We start from the raw sequence: 14,336 nt of genomic DNA, 5'->3' as shown, positions 1-14,336 counted from the left end.
CGTCATGCACAGCCTCATGGCGACCACCTCGGCGCAAACATTTGCCACCGGATGGTGAACGGATGCGCCAGCGTGTTGATGCATCATGCCGATGCTGGCGCACCCTCCACGTTTATCTAGCCGCCCGAGGGTGACGTGTGGCCAAGCACGCCGGCCACGACCAGGATAGCCACCATCGCCACGGCCTCAACCGCCAGCAACCGGTCGAAGCTGCGCTGCGCATCGCGATACGCGGGGCCGCCGTCAGCCGCAGTGTGTTGGAGGCGCGGCAGATAGATCATCCGGTTGTAGCCCCCTAGCAGCACCGCCAGCGTGACCAGCACCAGCTTGAGCGCCAGCACGCGCCCATACAGTACGCCTAGCAACGGCGCGGTGAGGTGCGCGGTGTCCTGCGTGGCGTTATAGATGCCGGTCACGATCACCACAGCGAGCGCGACGGTTGCCAGATGCGACAACTGCGCGCAGAACGCTACGCGGTTTGCGGGCCCGGCGGAGGCTACCGTGGTTGCCTCCGTGGATACCGCCGCGTTCGAGTTCCACCTCCACAGCACCGGCGCAGCAACAATCACGCTACCTGCCCACAAAGCCGTCGCACTCAGATGCAGGACATGGATGCCTTCGCGTAGCGTGAAATCGCCGGCATCGGCCGCGTGACTGGCGGCAGCCTTGCCCGCCACGTAGACGATCATGCCCGCCGTCGCCACCCACCCTGCTGTGCGGCCGCGACGCGCGCCGCCGAAGCAGGCGAGCACCGCACCGGCGCATCCCACCGACCAGGCAATCCCAAAGTGCGATTGCGTCAACACCGCACTCACGACGGGTCCCGCCTCGCTTAACGGCGTCCCGCCCATCACGGCGGCTTGCAGCCACAGATACAGGCCGCAGGCGAGTACCAGCAGCACAAGCGCAGCGAGTCTCGAACGGCCAAGCGCAGCCGAAGCGGCCGGGCAAGCGGACGGTTGCCGCTCGAGCATCGCACTGCACGCGAGCGCCCCAACCGCGAGCGCCAACACCATGTCTTGCGCGGCCGCGACGAGGATCTGCACGACGACGAGCGGATCCACCGTCACTTCACCGTGAAGCTGTAGTGGCCCTGCGTACGGTGCCCGTCTTCCGCCACCGCGACCCATGCGACCGAGTAGTCCCCAGGTGTCAGCGGGTTCAGCGTCACCGACATGTGCTTGTTGTTCGACGGATCGACCACAGCCTTGCCGCTCGTCACCGGCTTGCCTTGCGCATCGGTCACGGTGATCGAGCTGAAGGCCGGTTCGAGGCCGTCGTCGAAATCGATCGCCACGTCCTTTTGCGAGGTGGACACGGTGGCGCCGGCGGACGGCGCCTGGTGAGTCGGATAGGCATGAGCGTGCGCGAGTTGCGCGACCGTCAGCGTCAGCGCGGCGACCAGGCCGCGCGCGAGGGATGAGTTCACGAGAGCGTTTTTCATTTAGTTGAAGAGCGGCTTGCCAAGAGAGTTAGGGAAGATGTCGTCAAAATACAGGTGCGCGTCGAACAGCACGCCAACGTGATTGCCGCTCAGGTGATTGACCGGAATCTGCGCTTCGATGCCGAACTGGCCGTAGCGGTTAAGCCAGAGAAACCCCGGGTTGATCGTGCCCGTGGTTTGCCCGGCGCACGCGCCCTCCGTACAGGTGCTCATCGGCGCCTCTACGACCAGGACCATGTCTTTGAACGGTTGCGGAATTCCGAGGTCCTTCACCTGGTCTTGCAGGTAAGGAATGCTGTACTGCAAGGTGAAGCCCCAGCCGAAGGAATTCGGACCGTTGTCCGACGAAGCCGTCGTCAGGTTGGGACCCAGTTCGCCGGTGATCGCGAACGGCCGCAGGTAGCTGAGCGACGCGGGCAGATCGCCGAAGCCCTTGCCGAAATAGAAGGCCGGTGTGAAGGTCGAAAACGAGTTTGCAATCGATTTCGCACCCGTGCCGCCGATTTCCGTTTCGAGCCCGATCGACATCATGAATTCATGCCGCGCGTTGGCGTAGAGCAGATATTTGGCGCCGACGGTGACGTTGTCCCAGCCCTTTGTGGATCCGCCGTTCGGGTCGTTCTGGCTGACGTAATCGCTCGATACGCTGAAGGCGAGATTCTTCGTGATCAGCTTGTCCCACTCATACGAGACCGTGTTGACGCTCATGTCGTTGCCGCTGTCGTCCGGGGTTTTGATGTGGCCGAACTGGGTATCGAACTCGTCTCCTACGCCGGGGTCGTCGACCGTCAGCGTGGCAGGGAAGACGCGGTCGCCCACTACCGCATGGGCTGAAGCACCAGGCGAGCTGGCAAGACACGCGGCGCCGGCCGCCGCCATGAAGGCGGCGCGTGCGGGTGCCGCGTGCCGTTTGAAAAACGTACGCATGATCTGATTGTTCTCCGATCGTGTTGATCAGTCGCCGTACAGATAGATGCGCGGCGACATTCCGCGCCTGCTCGCGCAGCGCGGGTACGGTTCGTGTACGGATCGAATCAGGAGAGGGGAGGCGCACGCGGCTGGGCCGCGGTATAGACGAGCGGGACGTGGACGGTCTCGTGCGTGACGGCGATCGTTGCGCGTGCAACCGATAGCTCGGCGACGAACGCGGCGGCCGTGCCCGGCAGCACCGGCACATGGGCGAGCATGCCGCAATACGCGCACGCTTGCCAATGGAATGCGGAAGAATGGGATGATTTGCTGTCGTGCGCGAGCGGGCTGTTGGCCGGGTCCGCAGAGCAGTAGGTGGACAGCGCCTCGCCCAGGCGGTCGTGTGCTGCGAGCGCCTGCGAAACCGTCGGCGCAAGCGTACTCATCAGGATTGCAAGCAATCCCAACAAGCTGCCGATTTTCTGGAGGCGCAGACGTAGCATGCTGTGCGTCGAGCACGAGAAGAAGCGATGATTGGCGCAGATTATGCCACGCAGGCCGCGATGAATATACGCAAGAACCGCATGCCGGGCATCTTCAGTCGATGCGTTACCAAGGGCAGCGGTAACGTAGGCAGGGGTGTTCGGGCCACCGGCGTACGCGCAAGGCCGTTTCATAGGAAGATTGTGTATTTCGTGCGCGCGGCAGGGAATAAATCGCTGCGGCGCGGCGTTTGCATAATTGGCTGCTGTCACGCTATGCACCAACGCCGACGTTTCGCTGCTTCATTGCCGGTTTAATTTCAAACAGCTTTCGCATTCGCGCACAATTTCGGACGGAATTACCGATGAGCACTCAGGCCAACTCCCCCCTCGCCGACACGACCAGCGTGCAGGCGGTTGCCCGCTACACCCGCACGGCCATGGTGCTGCACTGGATCATCGCGATCCTGATCATCTGCAACGTGGTGCTGGGGTTGAGCGCCGATTCGCTGCCCGACGACTGGGTGCGTCCGGTGATCGACACGCATAAGTCGATCGGCATCACCGTGCTCGGTCTCGTGCTGCTGCGCCTTCTGTGGCGCGTCTCGCATCGGCCGCCGCCGCTGCCGGCGGCGTTTCCCACATGGGAGCGGATTGCCGCGCACGTTGCGCACTTCCTGCTGTATTTGCTGATGATCGGCCTGCCGCTGTCCGGCTGGTTGCACGACTCGGCCTGGAAGGATGCGGCGACGCATCCCATGCATCTGTTCAACCTGGTTCCATGGCCGCGGATCGGCTATGTGATGAACCTCGACCCGACGCTCAAGGAAACCTTGCATGACCGCTTCGGCGCCTTGCACACCTGGCTGGGTTACGCGCTCTACGCGCTGCTGGCCATGCACGTGGGCGGTGCGCTGAAACACGAGTGGATCGATCGCAAGTCCGTGTTGAAGCGCATGATTCCCTGAGGACGGCGATTCCGTCCCGCATGCTTCTTCGCGCGCGGGTTGCGGCAGCAGGTCCGCACCCGCAGGCGCCATCCGCAGGTCCCACCCGCGGTTCCCATGATTAACCCCGCAGTATCGACGGATTCAGCAGCTATTTTGAAGAGAACTCTGGAACAAGCCTTGGCGCTCGCCTCGCCCCGTATCGTGCCGCGCCCCACTACGCTGTTGAGCACGTTCATTCACCTCAGCGTGGTGGTGCTGTGGTTGCTGCTGTTCGCGCGCGCGTTTTTCCTGCAAGGCGTGGTGGCGTGGTCGACCGGGATTGCTTACGTGGTCTACGACACCTTGCTGCTCGTGTTCGTCACGATCAAGACACTGCCGCTGATACGACCGCTGCCGTCGCTCGATCCGGCCTCGGACCGGCGCGGCTTGCCGAGCATGGGCGTGATCGTCGCCTCGCATAACGAAGCGGCGGTGTTGCCGGTCACGCTCGCCGCGCTGCTGCGGCAAACGCACGGCCCCGCGCAGATCGTGATTGCCGACGACGGCTCGACCGATGGCACTGCCGCGCTGCTGACCGGGCGCTTCGGCCTGACCGCTGCGCCGGACGGCGAACTGAGCGCGCCAAGCGCGCTCCACCCGAACCTGTACTGGCTGCGCGTGCCGCACGGCGGCAAGGCGCGCGCGCTGAACGCGGCCATCACGGAGATGACCACGGATACGGTGATGACCGTCGACGCCGACACCCTGCTCGACGACGACGCCACCTACGCGATGCGAGCGGCCTTCGCAGACCAGCCGAAACTCGTGGCGGCGGCCGGCATCCTCGTGCCGGTCTGCGGCAAGACCGTCTCGGGGCGCGTGTTCCAGTGGTTCCAGACGTATGAGTACATGCGCAACTTCATCGCCCGCTTTGCTTGGATGCGCGCCGACAGCCTGCTGCTGATCTCGGGCGCGTTCGCTTCGTTCAAGCGCTCGGCGCTCGTCGAAGTGGGCGGCTTCGACCCGCAGTGCCTGGTGGAAGACTACGAGTTGATTCATCGGCTGCGGCGCTATTCGGTCGATCATGGGCTCGGTTGGGACGTGCGCGTGGTGGGCGATGCGCAGGGACGTACCGACGCGCCCGGCACGCTCGGCAGTTTTCTGCGGCAGCGGCGCCGCTGGTTTGCGGGCTTTTTGCAGACGCAGTACTGGAATCGCGACATGACGGGCAATCCGCGCTATGGCACGCTCGGCATGCTGATGCTGCCGGTCAAGGCCATCGACACGATGCAGCCGATCTACGGCCTGACCGCCTTCGCGCTGCTGCTCGCCTTTCTGTTCGGCGGGCATGGGACGCTCGTGCTGTCGATTTTTGGCGTGATCGGCGCCAAGATCGCTATCGATCTGGCCTTCTACGTGTGGTGCATCCATCTGTACCGACGCTGGACCGGTCAGCGTGTCGGCTCCAACCTGGGGCTGGCCCTGGTGGCGGCGATTGTCGAACCCTTCACGTTCCAGTTGCTGCGCCATACCGGAGCCCTGATGGGCTGGCTGCACTTTTTACGGGGTGGCCGCGTGTGGGGCGCGCAGCGCCGCTCGGGGCTGGTGGCGCACGATGAGGGCTGACCGGGGCCGGGGCTGACAGGGACGGACTGGCGGGAAACCCTACATATTGTCAAAAACATCGATCACGCACCTTCTAGTAGACTGAGTCCTTATGTTGGCCGCCCGTGCAAGTTACGGGCCCACCCAGATCTCAGACTGCAAGGAGGCGTTGCCCATGCATGTAGTTCCTTCGCTGGACAGCAGCACTATCGATGCGCCTACCGAGGCACCGGCCGAAGCCGCCGATGACACATCCACTGAGTCACTCAGTGGCGCGCCCGTGCGCGATCTGCGCCGCGTCCCCATCCACCCCGATTACTGGTACCCACTGGCGTGGTCGCGCGAGCTGAAGCGCGGCAAGGCGCACGGCGTCACCTTCGCGGGCGAGCCGATCGTGCTCGTGCGCACCGAGTCGGGCAAGGCGTTCGCGCTGGAAGACCGCTGTGCGCACCGGCAGGTGCCGCTGCACGGCGGCGTGGTGGATGGCGAAACGATTCGCTGCTGTTACCACGGCTGGACCTACGATTGCAGCGGCCGCTGCGTCGACATTCCGTATCTGGGCCGCGAGCGTTTGCCCAACGGCGTGCGCTCGTATCCGTGTCGCGAGGAGCAGGGGCTGATCTTCGTGTTTCCCGGCAATCCCGCGCTGGCTGAGGAACGTCCGTTGCCGCCGCTCGCTTCGGTGGGCGACAAGGCCTACAAGACGCGCCGCCTGGGCCGCGAAGTGAAGTGCCATTACTCGTTCATGCACGAAAACCTGATGGACATGAACCATCAGTTCCTGCACCGCAAGCAGATGGGGCAGATGCGCGCGCGTTCGCTGGGACGCCGGCGTGGCGACGACTGGGTCGAGGTGGATTACACGTTTGCGCGGATGGCCGGCGAACAGCCTATCGGCGAGGCGCTGGTGTTCGGACAGAGCCGCAAGGGGACGCAAGGCGCGGACAAGGACGTGATGACCATCCGCACCCAGTATCCGTATCAGACGCTGCAGATCCGCACCTCGGATTCGACGCTGGTGATGAACCTGTGGATCGTTTATGTGCCGCTCGATGCCGAACAGCGCACTAACCGCACCTTCGGCCTGCTGTCTATCCGCAAGCCGGGCATTCCGGTCCTGCTCGATATCGCGTGGCCCTTGCTGGTCTGGTTCACCGAACGCATTTTCAAGGAAGACCGCTGGATCGTCGAACGCGAGCAGGAAGCGCACGACAGGCAAGGCGCGGACTGGAATCACGAGGTGTTCCCGGTCATCAACGAACTGCGCGCGCTGCTGCGCGAGTGCGGTGCGCCGCCGTCAGCCGGCCATTTCAAGGGCGTGCGGATTGGGCCCGCCGAGGCGACGACATAACGCGCGCTCCGCTCGCGTTCATTCGCTCTCGCGGATGCCGGCTTCGGACAGGCCGGCTCCGCTCGCGAGGCCGGCCGTGCGCCTGTTCTGCAGCCACGGCCCGGCGATCGAAGCCACCGCGCCGATCGCTCCCATTGTCAGCGACAACAGCACGATCAACAGGCCGGTATGCCCACGTCCGGCGAATAGGCCCACCAGCAAGCCCGCGAGCGGCTGGGTCAGGTTGTTCAGCAGGATGATGACGCCCGTCGTTTTACCGTAGTCCTTTGGCGGAATGATCTTTTGCCGGGCGCTGCGGATATAGACGTTGAACATCTTGTCGAAACCGATAATCAGCACGAAGCCCACCGCGTAGCCCCACGGACTGGCACTCGCGCCGGCGATCACGCCGCCGAGGCAGATCGCCAGAAACGCCAGCAGCCCTAGCGTTTTCCTGGAAAACGAGGCGCGGGCGATGGTCAGCAGGATCAGCACGGTGGCGATGGCGCCGATGGTTTGCAGTACCGCGTAAAAGCGTCCCGATTGATGATGGATGCCGGTGACCATAGCCGCGGAGGTGGCGAGCGTCACGCCGATCACGAGATTCTCGGCGGCGGCCAGCAGGATGACTTTCTTCAGGCCGGGCAGACGCATGACATGCTCTACGGCGGTGCGCAGCGGCTGCGTCCAGTGACCCTGAGGCGGTTCAGCCGCCGTGGCCTGAAATCCGCTCACGCGCTGCCACAGCACGAATGCGGCGTCGGCGATCAGGAACAGCGCGCCGGTCGCGGCCACCACGAATTCCCAGCGCCACCAGCCGAGCAACAACGCGGCGGCCATTGGGCCGAGCACCACGCCGAGCTGGTCGGCCAACTGCGAGACGGCCAGCACGCGCTCGAACTTATGAGCCTTGAAGATCTGCGGGAGCATGACCTCACGCGCGACGAAGCCTTGGCTCGTGAGGATGCCGCAGCAAGCGGATAAAGCAATCAGCCAGCCGATGCCACCGCACAGCGCATAGCCCACCACCCCCGCGATACATACGACGGCCCGGTACGTTTGACTGATACGCATCAGCTTGAGCGGCGAGAAGCGATCGCTGAGCGCGCCGAACAGTGGGAAGAACAGATAGCGCGGCAGCGCCTCGACAAAGAAGGCGATGCCCGACCACGACACCTTCTGGGTCGTCTGGAACACGACCAGCGGGACCAGGAAGAGCAGAATCTGGTCCGCCAGCCGCGCAAAGAAAAGCGAGCAGAAAAAAGCCTGATGGTTGACGCGCACGGTTTGATCGCCTGTTGTTCGCTGCGTGACGACTGGGCAGCCGCACACTTGCGGACAGACTGAAGGATACCGCGGGAGACGCTTAACGTATGGTTTGTGCCCTATACCGCTGTCCGCGCAGGCGCCGCGGTGGCGGAGGTGATTGAGATATCTTTCGCGGCTTTTGCGGTTCTATGCGTCAAGCACATTTGACGAGCGTATGCTGGAGGAAGCCGGTTGCTCTGCCAGATCGGCGAGCCGGCGTCTGCATGCTAGCGTGCAAATCATCCGAAAAGCACTCCCTAATGTCCGTTCCCGGCGACTGAAATTGGCTTAACTACGGATGGGCGCAATTCACGTTCCCGAGTCTTACATTTGACGTTCCATTTCCGGGCTTGGCGAAGAGCCCTTCACCAGTTCTTGAAATAATCAACGGCAAGGATCGCGGAAATGAAACGCTTACTCTCGATGCTCGTCCCTATGGCTGGGGCAATGTGTAGTACTGCTAATGCTCAAGGCAACCTGACGATCAACGGAACGACCTATACCTATTGCGCGGCGGAGAACCAGCAGTGCTCGTTCACGGGTAGTGCGCTCGTGGTGTTCGGCACGACGAGTCCCTCGCTGATGTACGACATTAATGGACCGTTTACGAACGGCGTGGATTGTGCGAATGGTGTGGTATCCGCGACCGATCCGGCCTACGGTTATGCGAAGAGTTGCTGGTATGGTCCGACGGGGACGCCCACTTCTACGCCCGCCCCGACTCCGACTCCCGCCGGGACGTTGACGAAGTGCGCGTCCGAGAATGCGGCCTGCGCGTTTACGGGGACGAAGCCCGTCACGTATGGAGGCAGTACGACCGCCAACAATGTGACCAAAACGTTCACTAACGGTGTGACGTGTTCCAACACGGCTTTCGGAATGGATCCCGATCCAGGTGTGTTGAAGGCCTGCTGGATTCCGGCGATTGTGACGCCGACGCCGACACCGACACCGACACCGACGCCGACGCCGACGCCGACGCCCACACCGACGCCCACACCGACGCCCACACCGACGCCCACGCCCACACCCACGCCCACGCCCACGCCCACACCCACACCCACACCCACACCCACACCCACACCCACACCCACACCCACACCCACACCCACACCCACACCCACACCCACACCCACACCCACACCAACGCCCACACCAACGGGCACCATCGCCTGCGCCAAGCCCACCACCACCGCGGGCGGCACGCCAATCGGCCTCATCACAGCCGACACGCCAACCGCCAACGGCACCCGCCTGTTCGCCGAAGCCACCGCGTTTCAGGTGTCGTTCATCACGGCGGCGCCTTCGGCAGACACCGTCGTATGGTCGATGCAGGACCAGTTAGGCAACATCAAAGGCAGCGGCTCGTTTGCGGTCCCGAGCGGCACGCAGACCAGCACGATGTCGTGCAACGCGGCCGTCTCCGGTTACTTCGCCATCACGGCAACGCTGTCCGCAGCGGGTGGTACCTTACCCCGGGCCGGCACGCGGCCCACGGGAATCACAACCTTCGGTATCCTGCCTAATTTGTCCGCCACGATCCCGGTTGTGAGCTATGCGCATCAGGAGCAGCATCGCTTCGGCATGCAGGGCTTCAACGACAACGGCGCCATGCTGGCGGACCTCGGGGTTTCGCAGACGATCGACAACCGTCAGCTCTCCACGATGGAACCGACCGCCGCGAACACGTGGACCCCGGCTCTATCCGACCTCGATCCGTTCTATACGAATGGGAAGATCATGCGGCTGATCCGTCTGGACGGCATCCCGGCATGGGCCAGTCCGACCGGCGCTTACCAGGACGACACCAATGCGCCCACGAGCGAGACCTATTACCAGAACTATATGGCGCGCGTCGGCACCGATTCGGTGGCGATTCGCCAGGCCTATTTCCCGAATCAGCAATACGACTACTACCAGGTGACGTGGGAACCGCAATGGGCCGATTCCACCGCCAACTTCGTGGCCATGTATGCGGCGGTTTACAAGGGCCTGCACTCCACCGACGCCAATGCGGTGGTGATGGGCACCACCAACCCCTTCCCTGGGAATTGCGTGACGCAGTGCACGCAAGGTTATCTGCAGACCTACGTTCCGCTCGGGCTGGGGAGTTACATCGACGGTGTGACCACGCATGGCTACTACAACGCCGGGACGTATCCGGCGCATCCGCCCGAACAGTACGACACGGACCCGAACCCCGCGAACGTCGCAAATGCACTGGATCAGCAGATGCGCTCGCTACGCGCCGAAATGCAGACGTTCAAGCCGAACATGCGCTTGTGGTCCACGGAGCTGGGCATCAGCTACGACGCGGGCGCGGCGTACGGTTCAAGCTATCCGCCCGCCAACGAACTGTACGGGCAAGCGGCGGTCGCGATACGTGCGCATCTCATCATCCTCGGTGAGGGGGCGCAGGTGACCTACTTCTTCTATGGCTCGGACTTTCCCGCGGAGGTCGGCGACGGCACGTTCTTCGACATCGTGGACGCGCAGGGTCAATACGGCGCCACCAATCTGAGCCCGAAACCCGAGGCGATGGCGATGGCGGCGCTGACTCGCGTGATCGACGGCACGCAGACACTCGGGCATCTCAACGGCTTGCCGTCGATGGTCTACGGCTATGCCTTCCAGCAGCTTAACGGCGGCTCTGTGATCACCGCGCTGTGGACGCACAACAATGCGGACTGGCCGACCTCGGCGGGCACCTATAGCTCGACCTACAGTACGACGTATGCGCTGAGCGTGGACTCGGCGGGGACGAGCGGCCATGTGACGGTGATCGACATGATGGGCAATCCGTCCTCGGTGGCGTATAGCAACGGCGTGGTGAACCTGACGCTGACGGAATCGCCGATTTACGTGGTGTCCTCCAATGCGACGGTGATGAAGAGCAATGTGACCGCGCCGGTGGGGTATACCGGACAGTAGCGATGGATGAGCGCGCGGTGAGTGTGCGATGGGACGCCGCGCCTTGAGGTAAGCTGCGAACGTTCCGTTACCCGCTTGCCAAAGCATCCAGATGAATCCAACGCCCGAGAGTCTTGTCGAAACGCTGTCGCAACGAGGCATCCAGGTTCCGGAGGGCCGACTCCGAATCGTCGGATTCGGCGATTCCGAGGCGCTCTCGGCCGAACTCATCGCGCTGATCCGCGAGGGGACCAAGCGCGGCACCTGCAGCATGCTGTGGTCGTGGGAGTTTGAGGGCGAGGACATTCCCGCGGTGGGCGACATCGGGATCGTGCTCGATTATGCCGATCGTCCGGTGATGATTCACCGCATCACGCGTGTCGAGATCGTGCCGTTCAACGAAGTGTCCGCCGAATTCGCCGCCAGTGAAGGCGAGGGCGATCGCTCGCTTGCGTATTGGCGCAAGGCGCACTGGGATTTCTTCTTGCGCGAGTGCGCGCAGATTGGCCGCACGATCGACGAAACCATGCCGCTTGTCTGCGAGACCTTTGAGGTGGTGGAGACGTGGGCGTGAGTTATCATATGGGCCTGCGCGACTGGCGAGAAAAGATGGATCACCATCGGGAAGCGTAGAGGCCGCACCGCCGTTCGCCTGGGCATCTTGATCGTTCTCTATGGAGACTTCCAATGACTGCCCTGATTGCTACTCTGACCGTTCCGCCAGCTTTTACATTCCCCTCTGCTGTACCTCTGTCGCGGGCATTCCCTCCTCCGCAGGGACTCGTACTTGCCCACCTTCGTTTTGATCTACTGCAACGTAGCGGCTTTGACACCGCAACGGCCGGGAGCTGAGCGATGAACCACCCTCTGACATGCCTGATCCTGGACGGCAAAGCGGTTGCAGCCCAGGGCGAACACGACCTGTCCGCACGCGTCGCCGCGCTCAAGGCAATCAACGGCGCACGCACGCCGATCCTGGCCACCATTCTGGTCGGCGACGATCCCGCTTCGGCCACTTATGTGCGGATGAAGGGCAACGCGTGCCGGCGCGTCGGCATGGACTCGCGCCTCGTCGCTTTGCCTGCCGGCAGCACCACGGACGAAGTCCTCGCCGAGATCGGCCGGCTCAACGCCGACCCAGACGTTCATGGGATCTTGTTGCAACACCCGGTGCCGGCTCAGGTCGACGAGCGCCGCTGCTTCGATCACATCTCGACCCTCAAGGATGTGGACGGCGTGACGAGTCACGGCTTTGGCCGGATGGCGCTCGGCGAGCCGGCGTTCGGCCCCGCCACGCCCACCGGCATCATGCGGCTACTGGCTCACTATGGGATCGAGCTTGCCGGCAAACGTGCGGTGGTGGTCGGGCGCAGCGCCATTCTGGGCAAGCCGATGGCGCTGATGCTGTCGAATGCAAACGCGACCGTCACCTTGTGTCATTCGAAGACCGTGAATCTCGAAGCGGAGGTGCGGCGCGCGGAAATTGTCGTGGGCGCAGTGGGCAAGCCGAAGTTCATTCCGAACCACTGGATCAGAGATGGCGCGGTCGTGATCGACGCCGGCTACCATCCAGGCGGCGTCGGCGATATTGATCTCGACGGACTGGCAAGCCGTTGCGCGGCGGTGACGCCCGTGCCCGGCGGCGTCGGACCGATGACGATTGCGACGCTTATCGCGCAGACCGTCGATGCCGCCGAGCAGGTTGCCCACCCCACCGGCCAAACCGATTGACCAAAAAATTAACGCGCGTTAGCATCGTCCCATGACCTTCGCTACCCGCTCACTCGTCTGCTTCATGCCTGCATGCTGTCAAAGCCTGCCAGCGGGAGCTTGCGTCTAGCGCGTCGCGTTACGTCACGTCCGAGCAAGTCCCGATGGCCACCTGTTGAAAAACCGGTGGCCTTTTTGTTTTTTGGGCATCCCTAACCCCCAACACTCAACCCACGGAAATGCCGATGTCTCTCGCCTTGTACGACACCTGGTCGCGCGCGCTGCGCCCGTTCACTGCTTTGCAACCCAGCCACGTGGGTCTGTACTGCTGCGGACCGACGGTGTACGACCATGCGCATATCGGCAATCTGCGCACCTACGTGTTCGAAGACGTGCTGCGGCGTGCGCTCGCGCTAAACGGCTACGAGGTGCGGCATGTCGTGAACATCACCGATGTCGGTCATCTCGTCTCCGATGCCGATGAAGGCGAAGACAAGATGGAGAAGGGCAGCCGACGCACGGGCGCATCGGCCTGGGAGATTGCCGAACGCTATACCCGCGCATTCATGAGCGACTGGCAAGCACTCAACCTGCTGGAACCCACCGTGTGGTGCCGCGCGACGGACCATATTGCGGAGCAGATCACCTTCATCGCCGAGCTGGAACGCAACGGCTACACATATCAGACCAACGACGGCGTGTACTTCGACACCAGTCGCCAGGACGACTACGGTTATCTGGCGCGCCTCGATCATGCGGGCTTGCAGGCCGGCAAGCGGGTGGCCGTCGGCGAGAAGCGGCGCGCGACCGACTTTGCGCTGTGGAAATTCAGCCCGCCCGACTCGACGCGGCAAATGGAATGGGACAGCCCATGGGGACGCGGTTTTCCGGGCTGGCATATCGAGTGCTCGGCGATGTCGGCCAAATACCTGAGTCCGTGGTTCGACATCCACTGCGGCGGCGAGGACCACATCGCCGTGCATCACAGCAACGAGATCGCACAGACGCAGGCTTGCCACGGCACGCGGCTTGCCAACTTCTGGATGCACGGTCATTTTCTGACGCTCGATGCCGCCAAGATGTCCAAGTCGGATGGCGACTTTCTGCGCCTGCAGAGTTTGACCGAGCGTGGGATCGATCCGCTGGCGTACCGCTATCTTTGCTTGAGCGCGCATTACCGGAGCAAGCTGCGTTTCAATCATGAGGCGCTCGATGCCGCGCAAGCTGCATTGGACAGACTGCGCAAAGCGTATGCGAGCTGGCCTGCGGGCGGTACGGTGGACGCGGGATTCGTTGCGCGCTTCAATGCCGAGGTCAATCAGGATCTGAATTTGCCGCGTGCGCTGGCGGTCGTGTGGGAGGTGGTGAGAAGCGATCTGCCGGTGGAGACGCGTCGGGCGACGGTCGAAGCCTTCGAACCGGTGCTTGGATTGCGGCTCGCCGATTGGCATGCAGAGGCGTTCGAGATTCCGGCGGATGTGGCCGTGCTGGCTCAACAGCGTGAGAGGGCTCGCGCTGCTAAGGACTGGGCCGAGTCAGACCGGCTGCGTGAGACGTTGAAGGCAGCGGGTTGGCAGGTTGAGGATGGTGTGGGCGGACAACGCTTGAGTCCGCTGGCCGGGACTGGGATCCAGGAGCGGAGTTGAAGCGATGCTCTACCGAGGCGCGGCTCAAGCTCACGCTCACGCTCACGCCTAGCCGCGCCCCTC

Annotated in this window: 12 protein-coding genes and 1 riboswitch; of the genes, 7 read left to right on the top strand and 5 right to left on the bottom strand. The window is 63.3% G+C overall.

Going from position 1 to position 14,336, the window contains the following annotated elements; genetic code table 11:
• Positions 1-116 precede the first annotated feature (116 nt).
• From P3T42_RS27555 to P3T42_RS27540, 4 genes are all read right to left on the bottom strand, one after another.
• Entirely contained in the window at positions 117-1,064 is a 948-nt protein-coding gene (locus tag P3T42_RS27555) for a CopD family protein (RefSeq protein WP_429307812.1), read from the bottom strand.
• Between the two features lie 2 nt (positions 1,065-1,066).
• On the bottom strand, positions 1,067-1,429 hold the full coding sequence (locus P3T42_RS27550) for a copper resistance CopC family protein (protein WP_429307811.1): 363 nt from the start codon (positions 1,427-1,429) through the stop codon (positions 1,067-1,069).
• Positions 1,430-1,444: 15 nt separating this feature from the next.
• Positions 1,445-2,371, bottom strand: coding sequence for a hypothetical protein (locus P3T42_RS27545; RefSeq protein ID WP_429307810.1), 927 nt, complete (start codon positions 2,369-2,371; stop codon positions 1,445-1,447).
• A gap of 107 nt (positions 2,372-2,478) precedes the next feature.
• Complete coding sequence (locus P3T42_RS27540; RefSeq protein ID WP_429307809.1) at positions 2,479-3,108, bottom strand: DUF2946 domain-containing protein; 630 nt, start codon at positions 3,106-3,108, stop codon at positions 2,479-2,481.
• Positions 3,109-3,200: 92 nt separating this feature from the next.
• Here P3T42_RS27540 and P3T42_RS27535 point away from each other — a divergent pair, with 92 nt between their 5' ends.
• The 3 genes from P3T42_RS27535 to P3T42_RS27525 all read left to right on the top strand — a co-directional run bounded on the left by P3T42_RS27535 (position 3,201) and on the right by P3T42_RS27525 (position 6,720).
• Positions 3,201-3,803: a cytochrome b gene (locus P3T42_RS27535; protein WP_429307808.1), complete on the top strand. Its 603-nt coding sequence runs from the start codon at positions 3,201-3,203 to the stop codon at positions 3,801-3,803.
• Positions 3,804-3,938: 135 nt separating this feature from the next.
• The gene (locus P3T42_RS27530) at positions 3,939-5,390 is read left to right on the top strand and encodes a glycosyltransferase family 2 protein (protein ID WP_429307807.1); all 1,452 of its coding nucleotides are present in this window, start codon (positions 3,939-3,941) and stop codon (positions 5,388-5,390) included.
• Positions 5,391-5,544: 154 nt separating this feature from the next.
• Positions 5,545-6,720: an aromatic ring-hydroxylating oxygenase subunit alpha gene (locus tag P3T42_RS27525; protein ID WP_074293852.1), complete on the top strand. Its 1,176-nt coding sequence runs from the start codon at positions 5,545-5,547 to the stop codon at positions 6,718-6,720.
• 18 nt (positions 6,721-6,738) lie between these two features.
• Here the strand turns inward: P3T42_RS27525 and P3T42_RS27520 are convergent, their stop codons facing one another.
• Positions 6,739-7,983, bottom strand: a complete 1,245-nt coding sequence (locus tag P3T42_RS27520; RefSeq protein ID WP_429307806.1) for an MFS transporter — start codon at positions 7,981-7,983, stop codon at positions 6,739-6,741.
• Positions 7,984-8,454: 471 nt separating this feature from the next.
• On the opposite strand from P3T42_RS27520, the gene P3T42_RS27515 reads away from it, so the two are divergent.
• The 4 genes from P3T42_RS27515 (at position 8,455) to cysS (ending at position 14,273) form a co-directional block, all read left to right on the top strand.
• A complete protein-coding gene (locus P3T42_RS27515; RefSeq protein ID WP_429307805.1) occupies positions 8,455-10,938 on the top strand; it encodes a hypothetical protein in 2,484 nt (827 codons plus the stop codon).
• Positions 10,939-11,029: 91 nt separating this feature from the next.
• Positions 11,030-11,491: an ASCH domain-containing protein gene (locus P3T42_RS27510; RefSeq protein WP_074293850.1), complete on the top strand. Its 462-nt coding sequence runs from the start codon at positions 11,030-11,032 to the stop codon at positions 11,489-11,491.
• A gap of 8 nt (positions 11,492-11,499) precedes the next feature.
• A riboswitch (ZMP/ZTP riboswitch) is annotated at positions 11,500-11,582 on the top strand.
• A gap of 190 nt (positions 11,583-11,772) precedes the next feature.
• A complete protein-coding gene (locus P3T42_RS27505) occupies positions 11,773-12,648 on the top strand; it encodes a tetrahydrofolate dehydrogenase/cyclohydrolase catalytic domain-containing protein (protein WP_429307804.1) in 876 nt (291 codons plus the stop codon).
• Between the two features lie 224 nt (positions 12,649-12,872).
• Complete coding sequence (gene cysS / locus P3T42_RS27500; protein ID WP_429307803.1) at positions 12,873-14,273, top strand: cysteine--tRNA ligase; 1,401 nt, start codon at positions 12,873-12,875, stop codon at positions 14,271-14,273.
• Positions 14,274-14,336 lie beyond the last annotated feature (63 nt).

This window comes from Paraburkholderia sp. GAS38, assembly GCF_050434965.1.
Lineage (GTDB): Bacteria > Pseudomonadota > Gammaproteobacteria > Burkholderiales > Burkholderiaceae > Paraburkholderia > Paraburkholderia phenazinium_A.
This window is presented reverse-complemented; position numbering and strand designations above follow the sequence as displayed.

What these genes read in the sequence shown, in the direction of transcription:
- P3T42_RS27545 (WP_429307810.1), bottom strand. Translation starts at nt 2,371, where the DNA reads ATGCGTACGTTTTTCAAACGGCACGCGGCACCCGCACGCGCCGCCTTC.
- P3T42_RS27535 (WP_429307808.1), top strand. Translation starts at nt 3,201, where the DNA reads ATGAGCACTCAGGCCAACTCCCCCCTCGCCGACACGACCAGCGTGCAG.
- P3T42_RS27525 (WP_074293852.1), top strand. Translation starts at nt 5,545, where the DNA reads ATGCATGTAGTTCCTTCGCTGGACAGCAGCACTATCGATGCGCCTACC.
- P3T42_RS27515 (WP_429307805.1), top strand. Translation starts at nt 8,455, where the DNA reads ATGTGTAGTACTGCTAATGCTCAAGGCAACCTGACGATCAACGGAACG.
- P3T42_RS27510 (WP_074293850.1), top strand. Translation starts at nt 11,030, where the DNA reads ATGAATCCAACGCCCGAGAGTCTTGTCGAAACGCTGTCGCAACGAGGC.
- P3T42_RS27505 (WP_429307804.1), top strand. Translation starts at nt 11,773, where the DNA reads ATGAACCACCCTCTGACATGCCTGATCCTGGACGGCAAAGCGGTTGCA.
- cysS (WP_429307803.1), top strand. Translation starts at nt 12,873, where the DNA reads ATGTCTCTCGCCTTGTACGACACCTGGTCGCGCGCGCTGCGCCCGTTC.